This window comes from Longimicrobium sp., from assembly GCF_048594345.1.
Taxonomy (GTDB): Bacteria; Gemmatimonadota; Gemmatimonadetes; order Longimicrobiales; family Longimicrobiaceae; genus Longimicrobium.
Genome location: NZ_JBMDXM010000108.1, coordinates 13676 through 34093 on the forward strand (window position 1 = coordinate 13676; position 20418 = coordinate 34093).

20 protein-coding genes are annotated in these 20418 nt (G+C 69.6%); 9 read left to right on the top strand and 11 right to left on the bottom strand.

The genetic code is table 11. The features are described 5' to 3' along the window. Positions 1-255: 255 nt before the first annotated feature. Entirely contained in the window at positions 256-1290 is a 1035-nt protein-coding gene (locus ACOJUJ_RS11820; protein WP_420127080.1) for a phosphotransferase, read from the bottom strand. Between the two features lie 125 nt (positions 1291-1415). On the opposite strand from ACOJUJ_RS11820, the gene ACOJUJ_RS11825 reads away from it, so the two are divergent. After that, positions 1416-2267 (top strand): formate/nitrite transporter family protein, encoded by an 852-nt coding sequence (locus tag ACOJUJ_RS11825; protein WP_420127081.1) that lies wholly within the window; start codon positions 1416-1418, stop codon positions 2265-2267. Between the two features lie 305 nt (positions 2268-2572). Here ACOJUJ_RS11825 and ACOJUJ_RS11830 read toward each other — a convergent pair whose 3' ends face one another. Together ACOJUJ_RS11830 and ACOJUJ_RS11835 are read right to left on the bottom strand one after the other, a co-directional pair. Then, on the bottom strand, positions 2573-2776 hold the full coding sequence (locus ACOJUJ_RS11830; protein ID WP_420127082.1) for a hypothetical protein: 204 nt from the start codon (positions 2774-2776) through the stop codon (positions 2573-2575). Beyond that, positions 2713-3534, bottom strand: a complete 822-nt coding sequence (locus ACOJUJ_RS11835; protein WP_420127083.1) for an SMP-30/gluconolactonase/LRE family protein — start codon at positions 3532-3534, stop codon at positions 2713-2715. Before ACOJUJ_RS11835 ends, ACOJUJ_RS11830 begins: the two co-directional genes overlap by 64 nt. Before the next feature lie 300 nt (positions 3535-3834). Between ACOJUJ_RS11835 and ACOJUJ_RS11840 the strand changes: the two genes are divergently transcribed. From ACOJUJ_RS11840 to ACOJUJ_RS11855, 4 genes are all read left to right on the top strand, one after another. Further along, positions 3835-4656: a TIGR02587 family membrane protein gene (locus ACOJUJ_RS11840; RefSeq protein ID WP_420127084.1), complete on the top strand. Its 822-nt coding sequence runs from the start codon at positions 3835-3837 to the stop codon at positions 4654-4656. 19 nt (positions 4657-4675) lie between these two features. Continuing rightward, positions 4676-5080 (top strand): TIGR02588 family protein, encoded by a 405-nt coding sequence (locus tag ACOJUJ_RS11845; protein WP_420127085.1) that lies wholly within the window; start codon positions 4676-4678, stop codon positions 5078-5080. Positions 5081-5095: 15 nt separating this feature from the next. Next, positions 5096-5737 carry a DsbA family oxidoreductase gene (locus ACOJUJ_RS11850; RefSeq protein WP_420127086.1) on the top strand — a complete coding sequence of 214 codons (642 nt, stop codon included), beginning with the start codon at positions 5096-5098 and terminating at the stop codon, positions 5735-5737. Between the two features lie 162 nt (positions 5738-5899). Beyond that, a complete protein-coding gene (locus tag ACOJUJ_RS11855) occupies positions 5900-6679 on the top strand; it encodes a creatininase family protein (RefSeq protein ID WP_420127087.1) in 780 nt (259 codons plus the stop codon). Positions 6680-7027: 348 nt separating this feature from the next. Here the strand turns inward: ACOJUJ_RS11855 and ACOJUJ_RS11860 are convergent, their stop codons facing one another. The 5 genes from ACOJUJ_RS11860 to ACOJUJ_RS11880 all read right to left on the bottom strand — a co-directional run bounded on the left by ACOJUJ_RS11860 (position 7028) and on the right by ACOJUJ_RS11880 (position 12831). After that, positions 7028-7651, bottom strand: coding sequence for a hypothetical protein (locus ACOJUJ_RS11860; RefSeq protein ID WP_420127088.1), 624 nt, complete (start codon positions 7649-7651; stop codon positions 7028-7030). Beyond that, positions 7648-8640 (bottom strand): fatty acid desaturase family protein, encoded by a 993-nt coding sequence (locus tag ACOJUJ_RS11865; RefSeq protein WP_420127089.1) that lies wholly within the window; start codon positions 8638-8640, stop codon positions 7648-7650. The genes ACOJUJ_RS11860 and ACOJUJ_RS11865 overlap by 4 nt, the downstream gene beginning before the upstream one ends. 184 nt (positions 8641-8824) lie before the next feature. Next, entirely contained in the window at positions 8825-9388 is a 564-nt protein-coding gene (locus ACOJUJ_RS11870) for a hypothetical protein (RefSeq protein WP_420127090.1), read from the bottom strand. Positions 9389-9564: 176 nt separating this feature from the next. After that, positions 9565-11532 (bottom strand): acyl-CoA dehydrogenase family protein, encoded by a 1968-nt coding sequence (locus ACOJUJ_RS11875; RefSeq protein WP_420127091.1) that lies wholly within the window; start codon positions 11530-11532, stop codon positions 9565-9567. Between the two features lie 504 nt (positions 11533-12036). Beyond that, positions 12037-12831 carry a DUF4349 domain-containing protein gene (locus ACOJUJ_RS11880; RefSeq protein ID WP_420127092.1) on the bottom strand — a complete coding sequence of 265 codons (795 nt, stop codon included), beginning with the start codon at positions 12829-12831 and terminating at the stop codon, positions 12037-12039. Between the two features lie 586 nt (positions 12832-13417). Between ACOJUJ_RS11880 and ACOJUJ_RS11885 the strand changes: the two genes are divergently transcribed. The 3 genes from ACOJUJ_RS11885 (at position 13418) to ACOJUJ_RS11895 (ending at position 17966) form a co-directional block, all read left to right on the top strand. Further along, on the top strand, positions 13418-14671 hold the full coding sequence (locus tag ACOJUJ_RS11885) for a serine hydrolase domain-containing protein (RefSeq protein WP_420127093.1): 1254 nt from the start codon (positions 13418-13420) through the stop codon (positions 14669-14671). Positions 14672-15036: 365 nt separating this feature from the next. Next, complete coding sequence (gene nagB, locus ACOJUJ_RS11890; protein WP_420127094.1) at positions 15037-17034, top strand: glucosamine-6-phosphate deaminase; 1998 nt, start codon at positions 15037-15039, stop codon at positions 17032-17034. A 2-nt stretch (positions 17035-17036) separates the two neighbouring features. Next, positions 17037-17966, top strand: coding sequence for a BadF/BadG/BcrA/BcrD ATPase family protein (locus tag ACOJUJ_RS11895; protein ID WP_420127095.1), 930 nt, complete (start codon positions 17037-17039; stop codon positions 17964-17966). Here the strand turns inward: ACOJUJ_RS11895 and ACOJUJ_RS11900 are convergent, their stop codons facing one another. The 3 genes from ACOJUJ_RS11900 to ACOJUJ_RS11910 are packed head-to-tail and all read right to left on the bottom strand — an operon-like array spanning position 17967 to position 18658. Beyond that, positions 17967-18290 carry a Txe/YoeB family addiction module toxin gene (locus tag ACOJUJ_RS11900; RefSeq protein WP_420127096.1) on the bottom strand — a complete coding sequence of 108 codons (324 nt, stop codon included), beginning with the start codon at positions 18288-18290 and terminating at the stop codon, positions 17967-17969. Continuing rightward, positions 18277-18489 (bottom strand): hypothetical protein, encoded by a 213-nt coding sequence (locus ACOJUJ_RS11905; RefSeq protein ID WP_420127097.1) that lies wholly within the window; start codon positions 18487-18489, stop codon positions 18277-18279. Before ACOJUJ_RS11905 ends, ACOJUJ_RS11900 begins: the two co-directional genes overlap by 14 nt. 19 nt (positions 18490-18508) lie before the next feature. Then, positions 18509-18658: a hypothetical protein gene (locus ACOJUJ_RS11910; RefSeq protein WP_420127098.1), complete on the bottom strand. Its 150-nt coding sequence runs from the start codon at positions 18656-18658 to the stop codon at positions 18509-18511. 219 nt (positions 18659-18877) lie between these two features. Here ACOJUJ_RS11910 and ACOJUJ_RS11915 point away from each other — a divergent pair. Continuing rightward, on the top strand, positions 18878-20418 hold a 1541-nt coding region (locus tag ACOJUJ_RS11915), incomplete at its 3' end, for an N-acyl-D-amino-acid deacylase family protein (protein WP_420127099.1).

A 20418-nucleotide genomic window follows, 5' to 3' on the forward strand; every position in this document is an offset into this window, starting at 1 on the left:
CAACGCCTCGAACGCCTGTTATATGGGTACCAACGGTACCATCTGCGGAACGTGCAATGGCGGGGAGTGCACCCCGTACGCCACCATCATCGAATACTAGCCTTAGTGCGCCGGTATCCGTGTTGCGAGGCTGGCGAAGTGATAAAGGAGCAGGGTCGGACACGTCCTCATTCCGGCCTTCCGCGCGCGTATGTCAGAGCACATCGGAACGGATTGTCTTTTGAGCGAAACCAGCGCCCAGATCCTCCACCCGACCTAACTTAAGCCGGCGAGGATGTTCCCGGGGTCCGCGGTGGTGTAGGCGCGCAGGATGCCGGCGGCGCTTTCCGGCTCGGTGCGCGGGCCGTAGCAGTGCTCGCAGCGCGCGGTGTAGGCCAGCAGGTGCGTGGCCGCCGCGCCCGCCGTCCGCATCTCACCCGGCGTGAACGCACGCCCAGTCGCCGCCTCGTAGTCGGCGATAAAGGCGGCCATGGATTCCGGGCTGGGGAGCACGCGCTCCAGCGGGATCTCGTCGGTCTTGGGGAAGGTGGCCGCCGCCATCCCCACGATCTCCGGCTCCAGCGCCACCGTCAGCGAATCCCAATCGAACACGGCGCTCACCCGGCCATCCTGGAAGCGCATGTTCTGCACGCGCCAGTCGCGGTGCCCCAGCACCCGCCGCCCTTCGCCCTCGCGCGCCGCCCGCGCCGCCGCGACCGCGATGTCGTCGATCCACTCCGCGCCGGCGGCCGTCGTCCGGAAGTCGAAGAGCGCGTTGTGCGTGGGCCCCCACTCCCGCCCGTCGGGATAGCCGTGGCGCGGCAGCCCCGGCAGATCCACGTACGGCTGCGCCAGCGCGATCTGCCGGGCCAGCGCCGCCGCCATCGTGCGCCGCAACTCGGGGCGGTTTGCGTCTTCCTGCGCGCCGTCCTCCATCCACTCCATCACGGACGCGCGCCCGCCCATGAACGGCGCGGGCCGCACCAGCACGCGGGGCGCGGGAAATCCCTGCTCGGCCAGCGCGTGCTGCACCGTGTGGATGGCATCCAGCGCCGCGCCGCTGTTCGCCGCGGACCATGCCTTGAGGAACGCGCGCCGTCCATCCTCCAGCACGATTCCGAAACCCGCGCCCACGCTGAAGGTGACGTACGGCACCTCCGCCAGCCCGCTCCCCAGGTGCGCCGCGCAAAAGGCGGCGAGCGCACGGTGGATGACGGCGGGATCGGCGGTCGCGAGGATGCCATCCGACAGGATCACGTCGTACGGATCCTCGAAGATCCGGATGAGCGCCGGTGGGATCGGGTGCGGCATGAGGGAAGGTGGATGGATGAAGGGCGCGCTGGTTCGGACGCCGCCCGGTGCTCCCTGACCGGCCCTGCTCTTGCGCGGGCGTGGCGGCTTGTGGATGGCGCTGATCCGACGGCATGGAGTGTACCTTGAGCGAGACCCGCGACGACCGCCCCGGACACGCGGCCGACCTGGACGAAGACGAGCGGAAGAACGCGGAAGAGGAGCAGTCGCTCGACGCCAAGACCACGCACGAGGTCATCCGTCTGGAGGGCGAGCGCGAGCTGGAGCGCTCCAACGGCGCGCTGGCCTGGTCGGGGCTGGCCGCGGGGCTGGCGATGGGCTTTTCGCTGGTGGCACAGGGCCTTTTGCACCACGCGCTCCCCGACACGCCGTGGCGTCCGCTGGTAGCCAGCCTGGGCTACAGCGTCGGCTTTCTGATCGTGATCCTGGGCAGCCAGCAGCTGTTTACCGAGAACACGCTGCGGGTCATTGTGCCGCTGCTTTCCAGGCGCGACGGCGGGACGCTGGGCAACGTGGCGCGGGTGTGGGCGATCGTGCTGGCGGCTAACCTGGTGGGCGCGCTGGTCTTTGCCTGGGTGGCCGCGCGCACGGAGATGTTCGACGCCCAGATGCGGCACGCCATGACCGAACTGGCGCGCAAGGCGATGGAGCCGGACTTTGGCCTCACGCTGCTGCGCGGCATCTTTGCCGGCTGGCTGATCGCGCTGATGGTGTGGATGCTCCCCGCCGCCCGGACCGCGCACCTGTGGGTGATCGTGATCGTCACCTGGGTGGTCAGCGCGGCGCACCTGTCGCACGTGATCGTGGGTTCGGTCGAGGCGTTCTACCTGTCCGCGCTGGACGAGCAGTCGTGGGGCGAGAGCCTGGGCGGCCATGTGCTCCCCGCGCTGATCGGCAACGTCCTTGGCGGCACCGGCCTGGTCGCCGCGCTGAACCACGCCCAGGCGGTGACCGGGGCCGCGCACTCGCCGCGTTGAGGCAGATCCGTAGACCGTCGCATCCGAACCGGCCCTCGCATCCATACGATGATTTCCTGAGGGAGCGCGTCTCCTCAACCTGAACTCATCCAAACGCTTACGCGCGACCGAAGGATCTCGTCCCGGCGATCGCGGGGCTGGCCCGGCGGCACAGATCCAGCCCCGCGGGTGCTGCCAGCGAGATCCTTCGGTCGGCGCCAGGTGTCTTGGTGGCGGAAGGTTCGGAGCGGCGCCTCCCTCAGCCTCAGGAGATCAAGTCAACGCCCCTCGTCCGAGAAGATCATCTCCGCCTCATCCGGAGAACGTCACTTCGGCGGCAGCTCCCAGATCTCGACCCGGCCCTGCAGCACCAGCGGGATGGCGACGCGCTGGCGGCGGGTGTCCACGCCCAGGTCCGCCGGCTGCCACAGGTTGCGGATGATGCGCTCGTCGCGGCCGCCGTCGATCACGTGCAGGCTGCTGTCCGTCCAGCAGGTGACGAGCAGCCGCCCGTCCGCCAGCCGCTCCACCCCGTCAAACTTGCCCAGCCCGCGCGCCAGCACCGTGCGCGCCTCCTGCCGCGCGGCACGTTCTGCCCCGGCTGCACCGCGTACACCTCGCTGCGGAACGGATCGAACGAGACGATGATCCAGCGGCGGCCCGCCGGGTCCCAGGTGATGCCGTTCGGCCGCCCCAGGTCCTTGCCCTCCGCCAGCAGCGACACCCGCCTGCCGGGGCCGATGACGAATACCTTGTCTCCGCCGCGGTACATCACCCCCTTGTCCGTCATGGCGATGCCGGTGTCCGTCACGTGCAGCGACCCGTCCGGCCCCACCGCCACGTCGTTCAGCAGCACCGCGCCGTGCGGGCGCAGGTCGATGCTGGCCAGCGGCGCCCCCGTGTGGCGATGGAAGCCGCGCAGCACGTCGATGTCGGCCACCCACAACGTGTCGCCCGCGATCGCCATCCCCTTGGGCGCATCCAGCGCCACGCCGTTCCGGCCGCCTTCGATCAGCACCTCCGGCCGCCCCAGGTCCGCCGCGGAGATGCGGACGATAAAGCCGTTGCCGTCCTTGAGCGACCCCGGCCCGGCCATGTTGCTGATGAAGTAGACGTCCTGCGCGGAGTCGTACCGCACCGACTCGGGAAAGCCCAGCCCCTGGATGACGTGCAGCTTGCGTGCGGCGGCGGGCGTGTCGCGCGCCTCCGCGGTCCCGCACCCCGCCGCCCCCGCCAGCGCGCAGAGAAGGGTCACGACCCGCAGCGGACGAAAAGCTGGATGCGCCATGGTGCAGAACCCATGTGATGGTCGGCGTATGACTCCCGCGACTCGACGACGCAGGCGGACGCGAGACGTGTGCCCGTTCTGGACACTGGATGCCACGCGCGCGGCAGAGCTCGCGTCGCGCTCCGGCCGGTTACGGTGAGCGAGGCACCGTACCTGTCGGCGCGCGATTGATGTCTTCCCCTCTCCCGCGCAATCTGGCGCAGTCTGCGGAGGAGGGGGCCGGGGGTGAGGGCTACACTCAGCCCGAAAATTGCGCTCCGCGCTGGCGTGAACGAGCCGATCTCATCCAATCGCCACGCCTTGCGCGTCGAGGACCGCAAGTTCTTCGTTGGCCTGGCCCGCGCGTTTGGCGGCGCCGTGCTCTTCTCGCTCCCCCTGCTGATGACCATGGAGATGTGGTGGCTGGGCTTTTACCTGGACCGGGTAAAGCTGCTGCTCTTCATGGTGCTGATGATTCCCGTCGTGGTGGCGCTGGACTACTTTTCCGGCTTCGAAGAGACGGCCAGCTGGCGCGAGGACCTGATGGACGGGATGATCGCGTACGGCGTGGGTCTGGTCGCCTCGTTCGTCATCCTGCTGCTGTTCGGCATCGTGAACGTGGAGCAGCCGCTGCGCGAGGTGGTGGGCAAGGTGGCCATCCAGTCCGTCCCCGCCAGCTTTGGCGCCGTGCTGGCCAACAGCCAGCTGGCCGGCGACGGCGACGCCGCGGAGCGGCGGCGCAAGGAAGACGCGGGGTACGCCGCCAAGCTCTTCATCATGGCCGCCGGCGCCGTGTTTCTGGCGTTCAACGTGGCGCCCACGGAGGAGATGATCTACATCTCCTTCATCATGTCGTCGTGGCACGCCCTGGCGCTGGTGGCCGCGTCGCTGCTGATGATGCACGGCTTTGTCTACGCGTCCGAGTTTCGGGGCGCGCCGCGGGTGGCGCACGGCACGCCGGGGTGGAGCCTGTTCCTGCGCAACACCGTGGTCGGCTACGCCATCGCGCTGGCCGTGAGCGCGTACGTGCTGTGGACCTTTGGGCGGCTGGAGCACGGCGTGCCCTCCACGTACGTGATGATGACGCTGGTGCTGGGCTTTCCCGCCGCGCTGGGCGCCGCGGCCGCGCGGCTGATCATCTGAATCCTCACGACGGGCGGCGATGACGGAACGGGACGGCGGGGAGGGCGGGGGACGCCGGTCGCGGTGGGAGTGGGTGGCTGCCGCGGTGAGCACGCTGCTGGTGCTTGGCGTGGTCGGCTATCTGCTGTACGATGCCGTCGCCCGTCCGCGCACGCCGCCCTCCATCCGCGTGGCCGCCGATACCGTGCTGCACTCCGGTGGCCTGTGGCTGGTGGAGTTCCGCGCCACCAACGCCGGCCACGAGACCGCCGCAGAGGTAAAGATCGAAGGCGAGCTGATGCGGGGGGATTCCAGCGTGGAATCCAGCGAAGCGGTGCTGGACTACGTCCCCGGCCGGTCGGTGCGCCACGGCGGATTGTTCTTTCGGCGAGACCCGCGCGCCTACCGGCTGGAGCTGCGGGCACACGGATACCAGGAGCCTTGAGGGATGGAGAGCGGGATGCGCATCGAAGTGTGGGCCGACGTGGTGTGCCCGTGGTGCTGGATCGGCGAGACGCGGCTGTACCGCGCGCTGCAGCAGCGGCCCGACGTGCAGGCTGAGGTGGTCTGGCGGCCGTTCCAGCTGCAGCCCGACCTGCCCGCCGAGGGCAAGCCGTGGGACGAGGTGGTGCGCACCAAGTTCGGCGGGCCGGAGCGCGCGAAGGCCATGTTTCAGCAGGTGGCCGCCGCTGGCGCGTACGACGGGCTGCGGTTCGAGTTCGAGCGCATCCCCTCGCACCCCAACACCCGCGACGCGCACCGGCTGGTGCTGCACGCGCAGGAGGCCGGCGTGGGTCGGCAGATGGCCGAGGCGCTGTTCGCCGCCAACTTCACGGAGGGCCGCGACATCGGAAAGACGGGCGTGCTGGCCGACGTGGCCGCGCAGGTGGGGCTGGACCGCGACCGCGTCGCCCGCTTTCTGGGCGGCGACGAGCTGGGCCGCCAGGTGGATGAAAGCCAGGCCGAGGCGGCGTCGCTCGGCATCACCGGTGTCCCCTACTTCGTCATCAACGACAAGTACGCCTTTTCAGGCGCCCAGTCGCTGGAAACCTTCGTCTCCGTCCTGGACCGCGTCCGCGAGCTGGACGCCGCGGCGGATTGAGCGGGCGGATGCTGAACTGAGGAAGGGTACAAAGGAACAGACCAATGCCAGAGGAACAGAGGACGCGCCACAAATCGTTCTCTGTTCCTCCCGTTCCATCTGACTGAACGACGCAGTCGAGCGGTTCAAGAGCGAAGGATGGCCTCTGCCAATGCCTGCAAGATGACTGAGCGGCCCTGGATTCTCGCGGAAACCAACTGGCGGGCGGTGTCGCGGACTACGTACGATGTGGCGGTGCTGCCGTGGGGGGCCACGGAGGCGCACAACTGGCACCTGCCGTACGCCACCGACGTCATCCAGTGCGACCACGTGGCGGCGGAGGCGGCGCGGCTCGCGTGGGAGCGCGGCGCCAGGCCTATCGTGCTGCCGGCGGTGCCGTTCGGCGTGCAGACGGGGCAGCTGGACATCCCCCTTTGCCTGAACCTGAACCCCAGCACCCAGGCGGCCATTCTCGCGGACCTGGTGCACGCGCTGGAAGGGCAGGGGATTCGCCGGCTGCTCATCCTCAACGCACACGGCGGCAACGACTTCCGCGCCATCATCCGCGAGCTGCAGCCCCGGACGCAGGTCTTTCTCTGCACCATCAACTGGTGGAGCTGCGTGGATCCGCGGCCGTTCTTCGACACGCCGGGCGACCATGCGGGCGAGTTGGAAACCAGCGTGATGATGCACCTTACGCCCGGCCTGGTGCTGCCGCTAAGTGAGGCGGGTTCGGGCGCGGAGCGGCGGTTCCGCATCGCCGGGCTGCGCGAGGGTTGGGCGTGGGCGCCGCGAAAGTGGACTTCGATCTCCGAAGACACTGGCGTCGGCGACCCCTCCGCCTCCACGGCGCAGAAAGGCGAGGCGTTCTTCCACGCCGTCACCGAGCGCATCGCCGGCTTTCTGGTGGAGCTGGCGGCCTCGGACCCGGCGGACCTGTACGGCGACGAACAGGGCGGCTGAACCGTGCGCCGGAGACGCGGTCAGTCGCTCCAGTCGGCCTCGGGAAAATCAGCACTCTTCGTCTGTGCCTCGTCGGAAAAGTCACCGGAGTTCGAAGTAACAAACTGGCCCCCCGATCAAGATCGAGGGGCCACGTGTCACCGTTTTCCGAAGTCGAACCGTGCGGACACCAGCCGCCGGAGGAAACTGCACGAGAAAACGCTGCTGACTCTGGTAACTCTGCGTGAGGCCCATTCTTTTGTCGAACAATGATAGCAAGCGGAGACGCCGCGAGAAAACTCCGTTCACTCCGTTGACTCCGTGTGAGGCCCCATCTTTTCAGCGTGGCTCGTCTAGGGCGGAAATGGATCAGCGCACCGCTCGGCGGCCGGCCCGCGTTTCCTCCAGCCGCTCGTCGGCGCCGTCGATGGGCGCGTAGTACAGGTCCGAGACGATGCGGCCCACGCCCGCGTACTCCTCGTCCACGCTGCCGACGCGCCGCGCGCCCAGCGCCCGCAGCAGCGCCAGCGACGCCGTGTTCTGCACCGGGTGCGTAACCACCGTGGCGAACAGGTGCTGGTGCCCCGACTGCACGGCGGCGCGCAGCGCGGTCAGCGCCATCTCTGGCGCACGCATCCGCGCTTGCGGCAGAATGGCCAGCTGGTCGAAGTAGCACACGCCGTCGTCGGGCGGCGTCCACCCCGACGGCACTTCCCAGCGGATCGCCTCGCGCCGCGTCCACAGCTCCGACGCGCGCAGCACCGGCTCCGGCAGCAGCACCGCGAACCCCGCCACCGCCCCGTCCGTGCCGTGGAGCACCCACACGTCCGCCGCGCCGATCAGCGCGCGGTAACCCTGCAGCGACGCGCCCAGCAGAAACCCGCCACGGGGCGCCTCGCGCGCGTCCGGCGGCAGCGCCAGCGCGCGCTTGACGGCCAGGATGGCCTCCGCGTCGGCCTGCGTGGCGCGGCGGACGCGGGTACGCCCGCTCACCGCCGCCCCAGCCGCAACTCCACCGAAAACTCGCCCACCTCGGCCACGTTCTCCAGCAGCGGCCCCTTTCGCTGCTGCCAGATCGCCTGCCAGATGGTGTGCACCTTCTGGTTCTCGCTGTACGCCGCGGGCAGCTCGTGGCGGCGCTCCGGCAGCTGGTGCCAGGGGATGCTGGGGTCGTCGTGGTGGGTGGCGTGCTCGTTGAAGTTCAGCAGCAGCCACGACCAGAAGCGCTGGCGCGGCAGCGAGCGCACGTTGTGCCGCACGTCCGGGCCCACGCTGGTGTCGTAGTGGTACACGTACAGCAGCAGCGACCACACCCACGCGAACACCACCAGCGGCAGCCCCATCACGATCACCCAGCCCGCGCCGCCGAACAGCGCCACGATCGCCACGTGGTACCCGATCCCCAGCCCCAGCTCGCCCCACGAACGCAGCCGCAGGTCCATCCGCCAGTGCTTGAACACGGGCGAGATGCGCGTCGCCGTTTCCGTGGGCACGAGCAGGAACAGCAGTACGGACACCAGGGAGTGGATGAAGAACCCGCCCAGGAACACGTAGAAAATCCACACGGCCTGGTAGTACGCCCGCCGCAGCGCCCCGATCTGGCCCCGGACCACAAAGGTGTCCAGGTTGGCGGTGTGATGATCGCGGCGGTTGTGGCCGTGATGAAAGTAGTGGATGCGGCGGTAGACGGTGAACGGCGCCGCCACCGGCATCAGCAGCGCCGTCCCCCAGAAGTCGTTCAGGCGCGGGCGTGACGGGTACAGCTTTTTGTGGATGGCCTCGTGCGCGGCGATGTACATGCGGTCCAGCCACAGCCCCTGCGCCACGATCAGCAGCGCCAGCACGGCCCAGCGCCCGGGCATGTCCGTACGCCACACCGCCAGCGAGCCGGCCATCAGGGCCAGGTGAATGCCCACGGTCTGCGCCAGCAGGCCGCGGGAGCGCCGCTCGTCTTCGGGGGCGTGGGTGTTCTTCGATGCCATCGTACGGAGTGCAGCCGGTGTGCGGAGGGGATGCGAAGCGCCAAAGACGGCTCGCGCCAGCGGGTGAAGCGGGTGTGGAGACAGTAACAGCGCCGCCGCCGCCCGTCCAGACGGCGCCTCATCCCCGAACGAAACGAGCTCCCGTGCGGTGCCGCGGAGGCCGACGCCGACGGGGACCGGCTGGCTACCGACGCGCCCGTGGAGGAATCTCATCGCGCTCGTCCGTTGTTCCCGCCGCGCCACCGCCGCCCGCTCTGGCTGGAGGAACGATGAATCGTGCGCGGGGCGCGGCAAGCGCGGTGTCCAGGATCTCGCGGGGCGTCCGGTCGCGACCGGGGGGACCACCGAAGTATGCGTCCGGTTGATGGATCAGTTCCGAAAGCCGCGGCTCGGGCAGGTTCTTCTCCAGCAGCGCAAACCAGAACTCGACTTCGTGCGTCGCACCGTCGTGATCCATCACGCGGGTCGTCAGCTCCAGCAGCTCTTCGTAGGAAATCCCTGGGACGGAGTGCGCCTCGCGGGTGACGAGAAGGGTCCGCACCCACGAATCGTGGTCCGTCCAGCCGTAGATGCCCTGGAAGTCGATCAGCTCCAGCTCCGTCCCGGCCTCGCGGTTGAACGCATCCACCATACTCCACAGGGTGTCGGGCAGCTCGCCGGAACTGTCCATGGCCGCCGCGAGCTCCGCCAGCCGAGCGACTCTCGCTTCGTCCAGCCTGGGCGGCATCAGTTCCGGTCGCAGATGCATGGTGCGCGCGGTGCAGGTAAGGGACGGACTGCCGTGCTCCAAGTAGGGGGCACGCCACTGCCCTTGCAACCTTTTTCGCTTCCGGGCCGGCCTGCTGGACTGTAGAAAAGCCAGCGGCCCCGCGACGATTGCTCGTCGCAGGGGCCGCCGTCCATCCACCGAAAGCCGTCAGCGCGTCAGGCGCCGGCGCCCACCAGCGTGGCCACGCGCTCGCCGGAGATGGAGCCCCGCTTGTCCGTGGTGCCCGCCGCGCCGGCGCCGGGGGACGGCGGCGCGTCCGGACCCGCGTCGTGCTCCAGGACGGCGCCTTCCTCCATCCACGCGTACTTGCCCTTCAGCACGTCCATCGCCAGGCGATAGGTGCTGTCGTCGGCGTTGGTGCCGATCTCCGCGAACAGCTGGCGAATGCGCAGCCGCGACCGCCGGGAGAATACGTCCGCCAGGCGCTGCGCGTCGCGGCCGTGCGGCAGGTCGGCCATGGAGTGCGCGCGCACGCAGGCGCAACTGATGGCGTACAGCTCGGCGCCGATGTCCACGAAGCGGCCCAGCAGCTTGCCCTTGCGCTCCAGCTTTGCCTGGTGCTTGCCCATGGCGTAGAACATCTCGCGCGCCAGCTTGCGGCTGGTGCGCTCCACGTAGCGCACGTGCTTGGCCAGCGGGCCAAAGTGGCTGTACGAGCCGGGAAGCTGTCCGCTGCCCACCAGCCGCTTGGGGAACCATCCCGCGTACCACGCGCCCGCCTTGGCCATGGCCACGATCTTCTGCCCCGCGCCAATGTCCGGCTTGATCATGTCGCCGGCCACCTTGAGGTGCGTGTCCACCGCCTCGCGGGCAATGAACAGGTGCATGATCTCGCTGGTGCCCTCGAAGATGCGGTTGATGCGGAAGTCGCGCATCATCCGCTCCACCGGTACCGGCTTTTCGCCGCGCGCCTTGAGCGAATCGGCCGTCTCGTAGCCGCGGCCGCCGCGGATCTGCATCAGGTCGTCGATGATGCGCCAGCCCACCTCGGTGGTCCACAGCTTGGCGATGGCGGCTTCCAGGCGAATGTCGTTCTGCGCCTGGTCGGCCAGCGCGCTGCTCAGCTCCGCCATGGACTCGATGCCAAAGCAGTCCGCCGCCATGGCGCCCAGCATCTGCGCCACTTCGTCGTGCTTGCCCACGGGCTGGCCCCACTGCACGCGCTCCGCCGCCCACTTGCGGGCCACGTGCACGGCGGCCTTGGCGCCGTAGGCCGCGCTCATGGGCAGGGTAAGGCGGCCGGTGTTCAGGGTGATCAGGGCGAGCTTGAGGCCCTTGCCCTCGCCCCACAGGATGTCCTCGCGCGGCACGCGCACGTTCTCGAACGTGATCACCGCGTTCTGCAGCGCCTTCAGGCCCATGAAGCGGCAGCGGTGCGTAATGGTGACGCCCGGCGCCTTGGTGTCGACGATAAAGGCGGTGATCTGCGGGATGGGCTTGCCGTTCTTGATCTTGTCCGGCGTGCGGGCCATCACCACCAGCAGCTCGGCCATGGTGCCGTTGGTGCACCACAGCTTGGAGCCGTTGATGATGAACTCCTTGCCGTCCTCGGTGGGCGTGGCGATGGTGGCCAGCGCCGCCGGGTCCGACCCCACGCCCTCTTCGGTCAGCGCAAACGCCGAGATGGCGCCCTTGGCGATGCGGGGCAGGTACTTTTTCTTCTGCTCCGGCGTGCCGAACAGCTTGAGCGGCTGGGGAACGCCGATGGACTGGTGCGCCGAAAGCAGGGCCGTAAGGTTGCCGTCCTTGCTGGTGACCATGCCGATGGTGCGGCCGTAGCCCACCTGGCTGAGTCCGATGCCGCCGTACTCCTCGGGGATCTTCAGGCCGAACGCGCCGATCTCGCGAAGCTCCTGCACCACGTCCGCCGGCAGCTCGCCCGTGCGGTCGATCTCGTCGCTGTCCACCCGCTCGATGATGGGCCGCAGCCTGGCGATGTACGCGTCGGTCTTGGCCTTGTCCTCGGGCGACTGCTTGGGATAGGGATGGATCAGGTCCAGGCGAAAGTTGCCCAGAAACAGCTCGCGCACAAAGCTGGGCGCGGTCCACTCCGCCTCGCGCGCCGCCTCTGCGACGTCGCGGGACTCCTGCTCGCTCGGCTGCTGGCCGTTCTTGGCACTCATGTCGTCAGTCCTCGTAAAGTTCGGGCCTCGGCGGGGCCGGTCGAGGCAAATCGCGAGCCGGTCCAGTCTGCCGCAAAGGTGAAGTTACGGGTGAGTGCGGCTCACGCAACACCGTCCGGTTCTGGTGTTACGCGCAAGCGGAATCACGGTGTTTTGGGGGACAGGGAGGGAGAGAACGAGGTGCGGTGGATGGGGCGTTGAATTGAACCTTCAGCTGGGCGGTCACACCGTGCCGCACCGTCGTGGCAGACATCCAACTGCGTCCGTCGGCGGCCCCCACTCCCGGCCTCTCCCCCAAACTTCGGGGGAGAGGTGACGCGCGCCGAATTTTCGGCGCGCGTCTGAAGCAATCTGCAAATGAAAGCCTCCCGAAGCGCCCCGCACCTTCCGTCACCACCCCTCCCCCGAAGTTGGGGGAGGGGTCGTCAGCCATCGCGAGGGACGAGCGAAAGGTCTGGCGGGGGAGAGGGCCCGTCGGGTCGCGCAGCCTCTCGCCTCTCCGCTCTACCCCCGCGCCGCCGGCTCCTCCGCCGGCGCCTCCGGCGCAGACTTCCGCTCGCGCTCGCGGCGCAGGGCCTCGCGGTAGGCGGCATCGCGCTCCAGGTCGCGGCGACGGATCCGCCGCAGCACGCGCCACGCGGCGTACGCCAGCAGCGCCAGCGGAGCCAGGATCCCCGACGCCGCGATCGCCCCCGCCACCAGCTCCACGAAGTTGCGCCACGCGTCGCCGAACGCGTCCCGGATCGGCCGGTCGCCTGGGCGCCCGATCATCCCGTGGGGCTCGTGCAGCGTGAGGGTGAGCACACTTACGGAGGTGCGCGTCCGCAGGTAGCGCAGGCGTCCCTCGTACCGCTCGACCTCCTCGCGCACGCGGGCCAGCTCGCGCTCCAGGTTCAGCACCTCTTCCAGGCGGCCGGTGCGCCGCTCCAGCAGGTCTAGCAGCCGCGCCTCCAGCCGCCGCGCGTTGGCCACGCGCGCGGTGACGTCGGTGAACTCCTCGCCCACGTCCTCGGCCGTCACGTTCACCTGCTCCACCCGCCCGATCGGCGCCAGCCCCGTCACCGCGCGGTCAAAGCTGGCGCTGGGGATGCGCAGCTCCACTACCGCCGAGCGCACCGTCTCCGCCCCCGAGTTGATCGTCGTGTTGCCGACGATCCCGCCCACCCGCTGCGCCAGGCCCCGCACCTGCGCGATCCCCTGCTCCAGCGAATCCACCTGTACCGTCGCCGTCCCCGTGCGGATGAGCATGGGGTTCAGCGAAACCCCCGCCGCCGCCGGCCCCGGCTCGGGCGCCGTCATGCTCGAATCCGACACGCTGAAGGTCGGTTGTCCCGCACTGGCAGAGGGGGGAGGCACCTGCGCCGCTGGGGCTGCCGTCGACTGCGCCATCTCCACTGGCTCCATCGCGACGATCCCGTCCTCGCTACGCCTCTGAAGCACGTCCGTGGAGGCTGCCGATTCGTCGGATGCGCCGTAACTGTCGCCACCCTCGACCCCACACGCAGAGAGAACGACGGAGGAAAGGATGACAAAGATGGATGCGGGTCTCATGGGGGGATGCGGGTTGGGGTGACCGTCAGCGGCGGGCGTATGCCGGGCACGGCGCGTTCCCCTGGAGCGGCCGGGATGGACGCGCGCGTAAGCTGTTCCTGAGACAGGTTGCAATGCATCTGGCCGCCGCATTCTGACGCCGTTCATCCACGAAAATCCGTTCACTGAACGGCCGCGCCGCCGTTCAGTGGACGCGCGCCGGCACCCGGGATCCACCAGCCCGTCCACGAACAGGCCTGCTCATCGACATGGTTTGACGCACGCCCGCCGTCCCGCCTACGATTCCGTGCATCCAGGGACCCTGATCCACCGAACCTCACGCGGAGCGAACCCGATGCGTCCAGGCCCCTTCGCGCTTGCCGCGGCCGTCGTGCTGGCCGGCGCCTGCACGCCGCCTCGGCCCGTCTCCCTCCCCGCGCCGCAGCCCGAGCCGCGGATGCAGGCGGTGACCGTGCTTGCCGCCGCGCCAGCCAGTGCGGCCGGTTTCGCGGCGGGGCTGAGCGCGCAGCTGGATTCCATCGCTACCGCGGCCATCGCCGATCGCGCGGCGCCGGCCATCGCCATGGCGGTGGGGCGGCACGGGCGGCTGGTGCACCTGCGCGGCTACGGCGCCGTGGACTGGGCGCCCGGGAGCGCGGCGGTCACCGACAGCACGCTCTTCGACCTCGCCTCCATCACCAAGGTGGTGGCCACGACGACGGCGGCGATGATTCTGGAAGAGGAGGGGCGGCTGGACCTGGACCGCACCGTCGCCGCGTACCTGCCGGAGATTACGGACAGCACCAAGCAGGGGATCACCGTGCGGATGCTGCTGACGCACCGCGGCGGGCTGGAGGCGTTCGCGCCGCTGTACCGCACGCATCGCGGCCGGCAGCAGTACCTGGAGCAGATCAACGCGCGTCCGCTGCGCAGCACCCCGGGCACGCGGATGGTCTACAGCGACTGGGACCTCATCCTTCTGCAGCTGATCATCGAGCGGATTACCGGCCAAGAGCTGGATGCGTTCGTCCGCGACCGCATCTTTGCGCCGCTGGGGATGCGCGAAACCGGCTTTCGCCCCGCCGTGCCGCGCGAGCGGATCGCCGCCACGGAGCGGGACAGCGCGCGTGGCGGCCTGATCTGGGGCGAGGTGCACGATCCCAACGCGTGGGCCATCGGCGGCGTCGCGGGGCACGCGGGGCTGTTCGGCAGTGCGCGCGACTTGGCCGTGTTCGCGCAGATGCTGCTGAACGGCGGCGAATACGGGTCCGTCCGCATCCTGCGCCCGCAGACGGTCGCCCGCTGGACGGCGCCGCAAGGGCCCGGCAGCAGTCGCGCCCTGGGCTGGGACACGCCCTCCGGCGAGTCGAGCGGGGGCCGCTTTTTCTCCACGCGCAGCTTTGGCCACACCGGCTACACGGGCACGTCCATGTGGGTGGATCCCGAGCGCGGCCTGTTCGTCATCCTTCTCACCACGCGCGTAAACCCGACGGCGGAAAACCAGAAGCAGGCCCCCCTGCGCCGCGCCGTCGCCGACGCCGTCCAAGCCGCCATCGTCGACGCCCCGCTGGTGGACTGGGAGGCGCGGCGCAAGGCGGCGAATCCGTAGGGAGAGGGGAGGATCGAGGCTCGTCGAACGGCGCCCAGCGGTCCCCCTCGCCTCCGGGCGAGCACCACTCGCGTCAACCTCCCCCGAAACTGCCGGGGGAGGTTGACGCGAGACACACATTCCGAGGCGCGATCGAAGTTCTCCTCTCCCCCTGCAGTTCGGGGGGAGAGGCCGGGAGAGGGGGGGCGCCGGCGGGCGCCAGTTCGATGCCGGTTGTCGTGCAACCGGATTGTCTGGGGTCACGAACACCAGCGCAGCACTCACCATCCAAAGGTCCCCCTTGGCCCGGAGCGTGCAGCCCGGTCCGGGACCTGATCTGCCGAAGTCCGGATCGCACCCAGAGAAACCCAGCTTCGATCGAGGCCATGGCGCAGTCCCGCGAGCGCGTACCCGTCCAGATCCTTGAGCACGACCAGATCGCCAGCACGCTGGCCCAGCGCATAGCCGGCGTGATCCGCGCGGCCAACGCCGAGGGACGCCCCGCGGTCCTGGGGCTGGCGACGGGCAGCACGCCCATCGGCATCTATCGCGAGCTCATCCGCATGCACCGCGACGAGGGGCTCGACTTTGGCAACGTCGTCAGCTTCAACCTCGACGAGTACTACCCGATGGCGTCGGACAGCATCCACAGCTACCACCGGTACATGTGGGAGAACCTGTTCGAGCACATCAACATCCCGCGCGAGAACGTCAACATCCCCCAGGGCGACATCCCGCGCGAGCAGGTGGAGGACCACTGCCGGCAGTACGAGGAGAAGATCCGCGGGCTGGGCGGCGTTGACTTTCAGCTGCTGGGCATCGGCAAGACGGGCCACATCGGCTTCAACGAGCCGGGCTCGGGCGTGGAGAGCCGCACGCGGCTGATCGCGCTGGACACGGTGACCCGGCGCGACGCGGCGGCGGATTTCTTCGGCGAGGACAACGTTCCCACCGAGGCCATCACCATGGGCGTGGCCAGCATCCTGGACGCCCGCGAGGTCGCGCTCATCGCCACGGGCGAGCACAAGGCCGCCGTCATCCGCCGCGCGGTGGAGGGCGAGCCGGACCCCGACGTGGCCGCCACGTACCTGCAGACGCACCCCAACGCCACGTTCTACCTGGACCCCGCGGCCGCCGCCGAGCTCACGCGCGTAAAGACGCCGTGGATCGTGGGCGAGGTGCAGTGGAACCGCGAGCTGGAGATCCGCGCCGTCATCTGGCTTAGCGAGAGCGTCGGAAAGAGCATTCTGCGGCTGGACAACTACGACTACCGCGAGCACCACCTGTCGTCGCTGCTGGCGCGCTACGGCAGCGCGGGGCCGCTGAACGGCGAGGTGTTCAACGCGCTCATCTCCAAGATCCGCGGCAAGAGCAAGCTGCCGCAGGGCAAGCGCATCGTCGTCTTCAGCCCGCACCCCGACGACGACGTGATCTCCATGGGCGGCATCCTCAACAAGCTGCACCACAACAGCAACGAGATCATCGTCGCCTACCAGACGTCCGGGAACATCGCCGTCTTTGACCACGAGGTGCGGCGTTATCTCGATTTCCTGAACCGCTTTGGCCGCGACTTCGACCTTGGCGACGGGCGCATCGAGGACCTTACGGGGCGGATGGAGTCGTTCCTGGACAACAAGCACCCCGGTCAGGTGGACATCCCCGAGGTGCAGACCATCAAGCAGCGCATTCGCGAGGCCGAGGCGGTGTCGGGGATCGAGACGTTCGGGATGCGCAAGGAGCAGGCGTGCTTCCTCAAGCTGCCGTTCTACCAGACCGGCAAGGTGCGCAAGGACGCCATCGGCCCCGAGGACGTGCGCATCACCCTGGAGCTGCTGGAAGACCACAAGCCAGAGATCGTCTTTGTCGCCGGCGACCTGAGCGATCCGCACGGCACCCATCGCATGTGCCTGGACGCCGTGATGCGGGCGCTGGCCGAGTACAGCGGCGACGCGCCCGAGGTGTGGTACTACCGCGGCGCCTGGCAGGAGTGGCCGGTAAGCGAGGCCGACGTGCTGGTGCCGCTGAGCGAGGACGAGCTTTCGCTCAAGATCCTGGCCATCTACAAGCACCAGAGCCAGAAGGACAAGGCGCCGTTCCCCGGGCAGGACGATCGCGAGTTCTGGCAGCGGGTTGAGGAGCGCAACACGGGCACGGCGCGCATCGTGGACCGGCTGGGGCTGCCGGAGTACTTCGCCATGGAGGCGTACGTGGTGCGCCGCAACGGGCGGCCGCTGGAGGTGGAGACGGTGCCCACCAGCGCCCTGGGCGACCGTTCGCGCCGACGGCGCCGTTCGGACTTTCCCGGCGCGGGCACCGGCAGCCAGCCGGGGCTGGAAGGCGATGCCGCCGAGGTGACGGAGCTCGGCGGCCAGACCACGCGTTGACGATGCAGACCTTCGCGGGGGTGGACGGGGGCGGCACGCGCACCACGCTGGTGCTGGCCGACGCGGCCGGCGCCGAGCTGGCGCGCGTGGCCGGGCCGGCGGGGATCGTGGACCCGCGCCACCCCGAGCGCAGCGCCGAGGTAATTGCCTCGCTGGTCCGCGACGCGCTGGCGCAGGCCGGCGTATCCGGGCGGCCGGCGGCGCTCTGCGCGGGGCTGGCCGGCGTGGGGAACGAGCCGGAGCGGCTGGCGGTGGAAGGCGCGCTGGCGGCATCGGGGATGGCCGCCGCCGTCCGCATCGTCTCCGACGGCGAGATCGCGCTGCACGGGGCGTTCGGCGGCGGGGCGGGGGTGCTGCTGATCGCGGGGACGGGCTCCGTGGCGTACGGGCTGGGCCCGGACGGTACCCGCGGCCGGTGCGGCGGGTGGGGGATGATGGTGGGCGACGAGGGGAGCGGCTACGCCATCGGCCGCTCGGGCCTGGCCGCCGCGCTCCGCTCCGTGGACGGGCGCGAGGGGGAGACACAGCTGCTGCCGGCGCTGCTGGAGGCGCTGGAACTGGACGGGCCCACGGGGATGCCGCCCTGGGCCGGCCGCGCGTCCAAGAGCGACATCGCCGCCCTCGCGCGCCCCGTGCTGGAGGTTGCCGCCGCGGGGGATCCGCTGGCGCTGCGGGTGGTGGAGCACCATGCGCGCGAGCTGGCCAGCCACGTGATCGCGCTGGCGCACCGGCTGGGCCCGTGGCCGGGCGACGTGCCGGTGGTGTTCCACGGCGGCGTGCTGCGCTCGGGCCTGTACGCCACGCTGGTGGACCGGCAGCTGGCCCAGAACGCCCACCGCTACCGCATCCAGCCCGCCCAGGCCGATGCCGTCCACGGCGCCCTGGCCTACGCCCGCGCCATGGTCGACGGCGAGGTGCCCGCACGGGCGTGACTATGATGGGTAGTGAAACCGGGCGCGTCGGAAATGGACGGCTTGCGGACTCACGCTGTACTCCAGGCGATCTTCTTCGGTGATCCGCCGGGACCATCTCCCGACGAGCCCATGTCTCAGAGGTTCCGGCTTGCCAAGTCCGGAAAACGGATCCCGGATGATTTCTTCGATAAGCCGCATGATCCGCAATGCAAGTCGCGGATGGGATCCGATCCAGTAGGCCAGGTCGTGCCTGAAGTCACGATGCAGAACCGCCTGTCGCTCATCATGGGGAACGGCGTGCGGTTCGTTGCCGTTGGTTCGGCGGCGCTTAGCGGCGGTCATAATCGAAGGGGCGCTTGACTCGGTCCATGGGCATCGGCTCGAATCCCATCGCGAGCAGTTCCCGGTCAATCCGTAATACGTCCTCGAGGTATACTGGATGCCTCGCGACGTACTCCGCCATGGTGTTGCGTACTCTGCCGCGACGAAGGCCACCATTCCACGTCGGGCGGATGCGCTGGCGCTGGATGATTGTTGCCATCACTCGCCTGGGGTTCGGGTCAGTGGATACGTCGCGTGAAGCGCGGAGCATAGTCGAAGGGTTGCCGTACACCTTCCATCGACATGGGCTCCCACCCCTGTGCGCGCACCTCGTCCATGATTTCTTGCAACAGCGCAAACTCGGGGCGCTTGGCAAGATACTGGGTCATCGTATCCCGGATCTTGCCTCGTCGCAGGCCGCCTCTCCACGTCGGCTGAATGCGCGGGCGCTGGATTCGTGTCGCCATCGGTCGCCGGGGTTTCGGGGTGCGCAGATGCACTCTACAATGCATCGGATGCGTCCGGTCTGTCAAGTCCGTCCAGAATGGGCCAGCCGTGGTACGGCGCCGATTCGCGGCATCTCCTGATTCCACCTGCACGACACGCCGATGCCTTGTCTTCGACCGCTCCTTTCGATCGCGCTCTGCGTCGCGGTGGCGGCTTGTGGAGGGGCGCGCCAGCCCGCTGCCGCGCCCGCGCCGGCCGGCGCGCCGTACGACCTGCTGGTGCGCAACGGGATGATCGTCGACGGCACCGGGAGCCCGTGGGTTCGCGGCGACGTGGCCATCCGCGGCGACCGCATCGCGGCGGTGGGGGTGCTGCGGGGGGCGCAGGCGCGCGACACCATCGACGCGACGGGCCTGGTCGTTTCGCCGGGGTGGATCGACATGCTGGGGCACTCGGAGTACCCGCTGCTGCGCGACGGGCGCGCCATCAGCAAGATCACGCAGGGGATCACCAGCGAGATCACGGGCGAGGTGACCAGCGTGGTTCCCGTCAACCAGAACACGCTGCGCGAGCTGGGGCGCGACTCGGTACCGTGGCGTGACCTGGACGGCTACTTTCGCGCGCTTGAGGCCGCCCGGCCCGCCATCAATCTGGGCACCTTCGTGACCGTGGGCTCGGTGCGGCGCTACACCATGGGCGACGCCGACCGCGCGCCCACCGCCGCCGAGCTGGACACCATGCGCGCCCTGGTGGCGGAGGCGATGGAAGACGGCGCGATGGGGCTCTCCTCCGGCCTGATCTACGCGCCGGCGTCCTACGCCACGACGCAGGAGGTCATCGAGCTGGCGCGGGTGGCGGCGGCGTACGGCGGCGGGTACGCGTCGCACATCCGCTCCGAGGGCGACCGGCTGGTGGAGGCGGTCAACGAGGCCATCCGCATTGGCGAAACGGCGGGGACCTGGGTGCAGGTGCACCACCTCAAGGCGTCGGGACGGCCCAACTGGGGCAAGATGCCGCAGGCCGTGGCCGCCATCGACGCGGCGCGGGCGCGGGGCGTGGACGTGACGGCCGACCAGTATCCGTACCCCGCCAGCGGCACGGGGCTGGACGCCATCATCCCCAACTGGGCGCACGCGGGCGGCACGGACTCGCTGCTGGCGCGGCTGGCGGACCCCGCGTCGCGCGCCCGGCTGCGCGCGGAGCTCACGGCGGGCGGCACGGACTGGAGCATCGGCGCCTCCGCCGGCGGGCCGTCGGGGGTGATGATCGCGGGCGTCACGGTCGACAGCCTGCGGCGCTACCAGGGCATGCGGCTGAACCAGGTGGCCGAGGCGCGCGGGCAGGAAGTGGTGGACGCGCTGTTCGACGTGCTGCTGGCGGACCGCGCCGGCACCTCGGCCATCTACTTCTCCATGTCGGAGGAGGACATCGAGTTCGCCATGCGCCAGCCGTGGATGATGGTGGGCATCGACGCCGGCGCCCGCGCGGCCGACAGCACCGTCACGGGCAAGCCGCATCCGCGCGCGTACGGCTCGTTTCCGCGCATCCTCTGCCGCTACGTGCGCGAGCGGGGCGTCATCACCCTGCCGGACGCCATCCGCCGGTTCACCTCGCTTCCCGCGGCGCGCGTGGGGCTGGACGACCGCGGGGTGATCAAGGAGGGCATGCACGCGGACTTCACGATCTTCGACCCCGACACCGT

What these genes read in the sequence shown, in the direction of transcription:
- ACOJUJ_RS11865 (WP_420127089.1), bottom strand. Translation starts at nt 8,640, where the DNA reads ATGGCATCGAAGAACACCCACGCCCCCGAAGACGAGCGGCGCTCCCGC.
- nagB (WP_420127094.1), top strand. Translation starts at nt 15,037, where the DNA reads ATGGCGCAGTCCCGCGAGCGCGTACCCGTCCAGATCCTTGAGCACGAC.
- ACOJUJ_RS11875 (WP_420127091.1), bottom strand. Translation starts at nt 11,532, where the DNA reads ATGAGTGCCAAGAACGGCCAGCAGCCGAGCGAGCAGGAGTCCCGCGAC.
- ACOJUJ_RS11870 (WP_420127090.1), bottom strand. Translation starts at nt 9,388, where the DNA reads ATGCATCTGCGACCGGAACTGATGCCGCCCAGGCTGGACGAAGCGAGA.
- ACOJUJ_RS11850 (WP_420127086.1), top strand. Translation starts at nt 5,096, where the DNA reads ATGCGCATCGAAGTGTGGGCCGACGTGGTGTGCCCGTGGTGCTGGATC.
- ACOJUJ_RS11910 (WP_420127098.1), bottom strand. Translation starts at nt 18,658, where the DNA reads ATGACCCAGTATCTTGCCAAGCGCCCCGAGTTTGCGCTGTTGCAAGAA.
- ACOJUJ_RS11880 (WP_420127092.1), bottom strand. Translation starts at nt 12,831, where the DNA reads ATGACGGCGCCCGAGCCGGGGCCGGCGGCGGCGGGGGTTTCGCTGAAC.
- ACOJUJ_RS11835 (WP_420127083.1), bottom strand. Translation starts at nt 3,534, where the DNA reads ATGGCGCATCCAGCTTTTCGTCCGCTGCGGGTCGTGACCCTTCTCTGC.
- ACOJUJ_RS11900 (WP_420127096.1), bottom strand. Translation starts at nt 18,290, where the DNA reads ATGACCGCCGCTAAGCGCCGCCGAACCAACGGCAACGAACCGCACGCC.
- ACOJUJ_RS11905 (WP_420127097.1), bottom strand. Translation starts at nt 18,489, where the DNA reads ATGGCAACAATCATCCAGCGCCAGCGCATCCGCCCGACGTGGAATGGT.
- ACOJUJ_RS11895 (WP_420127095.1), top strand. Translation starts at nt 17,037, where the DNA reads ATGCAGACCTTCGCGGGGGTGGACGGGGGCGGCACGCGCACCACGCTG.
- ACOJUJ_RS11885 (WP_420127093.1), top strand. Translation starts at nt 13,418, where the DNA reads ATGCGTCCAGGCCCCTTCGCGCTTGCCGCGGCCGTCGTGCTGGCCGGC.
- ACOJUJ_RS11845 (WP_420127085.1), top strand. Translation starts at nt 4,676, where the DNA reads ATGACGGAACGGGACGGCGGGGAGGGCGGGGGACGCCGGTCGCGGTGG.
- ACOJUJ_RS11820 (WP_420127080.1), bottom strand. Translation starts at nt 1,290, where the DNA reads ATGCCGCACCCGATCCCACCGGCGCTCATCCGGATCTTCGAGGATCCG.
- ACOJUJ_RS11855 (WP_420127087.1), top strand. Translation starts at nt 5,900, where the DNA reads ATGACTGAGCGGCCCTGGATTCTCGCGGAAACCAACTGGCGGGCGGTG.